Source organism: Streptomyces sp. P5F9, from assembly GCF_057961495.1.
Genome location: NZ_JBXVPZ010000723.1, coordinates 1 through 3,227 on the forward strand (window position 1 = coordinate 1; position 3,227 = coordinate 3,227).

General features: G+C 72.6%; 3 protein-coding genes. 1 reads left to right on the forward strand and 2 read right to left on the reverse strand.

Going from position 1 to position 3,227, the window contains the following annotated elements; translation table 11 throughout:
* The first annotated feature begins 394 nt into the window (after positions 1–394).
* Positions 395–1,528 (forward strand): acyl-CoA dehydrogenase family protein, encoded by a 1,134-nt coding sequence (locus AC31A1_RS49065; RefSeq protein WP_489659539.1) that lies wholly within the window; start codon positions 395–397, stop codon positions 1,526–1,528.
* 64 nt (positions 1,529–1,592) lie between these two features.
* Here the strand turns inward: AC31A1_RS49065 and AC31A1_RS49070 are convergent, their stop codons facing one another.
* Entirely contained in the window at positions 1,593–1,922 is a 330-nt protein-coding gene (locus tag AC31A1_RS49070) for a rhodanese-like domain-containing protein (protein ID WP_043675918.1), read from the reverse strand.
* Between the two features lie 14 nt (positions 1,923–1,936).
* Complete coding sequence (locus AC31A1_RS49075) at positions 1,937–2,995, reverse strand: J domain-containing protein (RefSeq protein WP_489659540.1); 1,059 nt, start codon at positions 2,993–2,995, stop codon at positions 1,937–1,939.
* Between the last annotated feature and the right edge of the window lie 232 nt (positions 2,996–3,227).

Genomic DNA, 3,227 nt, shown 5'->3' on the forward strand with positions numbered 1-3,227 from the left:
CCGCGCCCGCCCGGCCGCGGGGCCCGGCGCCGCTCCACGCCTATCACTCCCCGGCGCCGCACGGAACGGTACTCAGGGGCACGCCCCGGGCACAGTCCCCTGCCTCACCGGCCACACAGGTTGTCCACAGCGGCTGCCCGCAGGTTATCCACAGCCGTTGACACCTCTCCTCGGCACATCCCACCATTGAATCCCCGAACCGAACGATCGGTCGCCCGCTGACCGCATGGCCGGACGCCGAACGACCCGTCGACCGCTAGTACATACCCCGTAGCGCACACCCCGGAGGTGCGCCCGTTCCCTTCTTCTAGAACCTGTTCTATCTTGACGCTCCGTCAGGTCTGGTCGGACGTCCGGCTGTTGGCCGGTGTGTGCGTGCGGGAGGGCAGGGATCGTGGACTTCACCTTCAGCGAGGAGCAGCAGGCGGCGGCCGAGGCGGCGGCGGGGGTGTTCGCCGATGTCGCGCCGGACGGTGTGCCCAGTCCGGCCGACACCACGGGCGCCGTCGCCGACGACTTCGACCGCGCGCTGTGGGCCAGGCTCGCCGAGGCGGACCTGCTGAGCCTGCTCCTCGACGAGGCATACGGCGGCGCGGGCCTGGACGCGATCGCCCTGTGCCTGGTGCTGCGGGAGTCGGCGAAGGTGCTGGCTAGGGTGCCGCTCCTGGAGAGCAGCGCGGCCGCGGCGACCGTACAGGCCTACGGCGGCGAGGAGTTGAGGTCCGCCCTGCTCACCCGGGCCGGCCGCGGCGACCTAGTGCTGACCGTCGCCGCGCACGGACGTACCGGCCACGACCCGGCCGAACTCGCCGTGACGGCACGGCGGGACGGTGACCGATGGGTGCTGGACGGGATGCAGACCGCGGTGCCGTGGGCGCACAACGCGGACCTGGTCGTCGTACCGGCGCACACGGACGCCGGCCGCACCGTCCTCGCGCTGGTCGCCCCGGACCGCGAGGGTGTCGTCCTCGCCGAGCAGATCTCCACCACGGGCGAGCGGCTCGGCGAACTGCGCCTGGAATCCGTGCCGATCGCGAGGGTCGACGTCATCGATGCCGACGGCGCCTGGGAGTGGCTGCGAGATCTGCTGACCGCCGGCAGCTGCGCGCTGGCCCTCGGCCTCGGCACCGCCGTGCTCCGCATGACCGGCGAATACACCAGCAGGCGCGAGCAGTTCGGGTTCCCCGTCGCGACCTTCCAGGCCGTCGCCGTACAGGCCGCCGACCGCTACATCGACCTGCGCGCGATGGAGGCCACCCTGTGGCAGGCGGCGTGGCGGATCGCCTCGGGGGCATCGGGCGCACTGCCCGCCGCCGCGGACCTGGCCGTGGCCAAGATCTGGGCGGCGGAGGGGGTACGACGGGTCGTGCAGACCGCGCAGCATCTGCACGGAGGGTTCGGCGCCGACACCGAATACCCCCTGCACCGGTACCACGCCTGGGCCAAGCACCTGGAGTTGTCGCTCGGCCCGGCGGCAGCACACGAGGAGGCCTTGGGGGATCTGCTGGCGGCCCATCCGCTGGGCTGAACCCGGCCCGCGCCCACCGCAGTTGCAGCTACAGCTACAGCTACAGCTACAGCTACAGCTACAGCTACAGCACGAAACCCGGCTGGCCCTCGTCCGTGACGACGGGTCGGCCCGCGGCGGCCCACACCTGCATGCCGCCGTCGACGTTCACCGCGTCGATGCCCTGCTGGGCCAGGTACATCGTGACCTGGGCCGAACGCCCGCCGGAGCGGCAGATCACATGGACCCGGCCGTCCTGCGGCGCCGCCTCGGTCAACTCGCCGTACCGGGCCACGAATTCACTGATGGGGATGTGCAGCGCCCCCGTGGCGTGACCCGCCTGCCACTCGTCGTCCTCGCGGACGTCCAGCAGGAAGTCGCCGTCCTTGAGGTCTCCGACCTCGACCGTGGGCACACCAGTTCCGAAACTCATGCCCCGACGCTACCCGACGGGCCTTCCGACGCGTGCGGCTGCGAGAGCAGGTTCGCCAGCTCCGCCTCCCGCTCGGCGACCTGGGCGAGCAACTGCTCGGCGATCTCGTCGAGGAGACGGTCCGGGTCGTCCGGGGCGATGCGGAGCATGGAGCCGATGGCGCCCTCCTCCAGCTCGCGGGCGACGAGGGTGAGGAGTTCCTTGCGGTGGGCGAGCCATTCGAGGCGGGCGTAGAGCTCCTCGCTGGGGCTCGGGCCGCGCTCCGCGGGGGCCGGTCCGGCGGCCCACTCCTCGGCCAGCTCGCGCAGCAGCGGGGCGTCACCGCGGCTGTAGGCGGCGTTGACCCGGGTGATGAACTCCTCACGCCGCTTGCGCTCGTCGTCGTCCTGCGCCAGATCGGGGTGGGCCTTGCGGGCCAGCTCGCGGTAGAGCTTGCGGGCCTCCTCGCTGGGGCGCACCCGCTGCGGGGGCCGGACCGGCTGGTCCGTGAGCATCGCCTCGGCCTCCGGGAACAGCCCGCTGCCGTCCATCCAGCCGTGGAACAGCTCCTCGACCGCGGGCATCGGCATCACCCGGGCCCGCGCCTCGTCCGCCTTGCGGATGTCCTCAGGGTTGCCGGTGCGTGCGGCCAGGGCCTCGGCGATCCGGGCGTCCAGCTCGTCGAGGCGGGTGTACATCGGGCCGAGCTTCTGGTGATGCAGCCGGGAGAAGTTCTCGACCTCGATGCGGAAGGTGTCCACCGCGATCTCGTACTCGATCAACGCCTGCTCGGCGGCGCGCACGGCCCGCTCCAACCGCTCCTCGGGCCGGGGGGCGGCAGCGTCCGCGGGGTCAGCGGGGTCGGCGGGGTCAGCCGGGTGGGCGTCGGCCGCACGGGCGTCGGCCTCAGAGGAGTTGGCCTCAGGGGCGTCGGCCGCACCGCCCTCGGTGCCCTCGCTCACGGAACCGTCGCCCGCCACGGCTCCGGCGGCGGACGGCACCTCGGCACCCGTCTGCTCCGGCACCGGTTCACCAACGGGTGCGGACTGGGACTGCTCAGCTTCCGGGGTCGTCACCCGCCCAGCGTAGGCCACGGCCCGACGGGCTACGGGGCATCGGTTGGGCTGGGGCCTTGTGAACCACGGGTGACCTCGGGTGACCTCACCGACGGTGGGGCATCGGCTGTGGGAGCAGTGCCTTGTGTCGGCACGTCGGCTGCGCTGCCCGTGCCTTGTGAACGACGGGTCATGTCACCGCCGGTGCGGGTCTCGCCCGGCGACGGGCTGTCCGAGGGCCCCCGCCCCGATC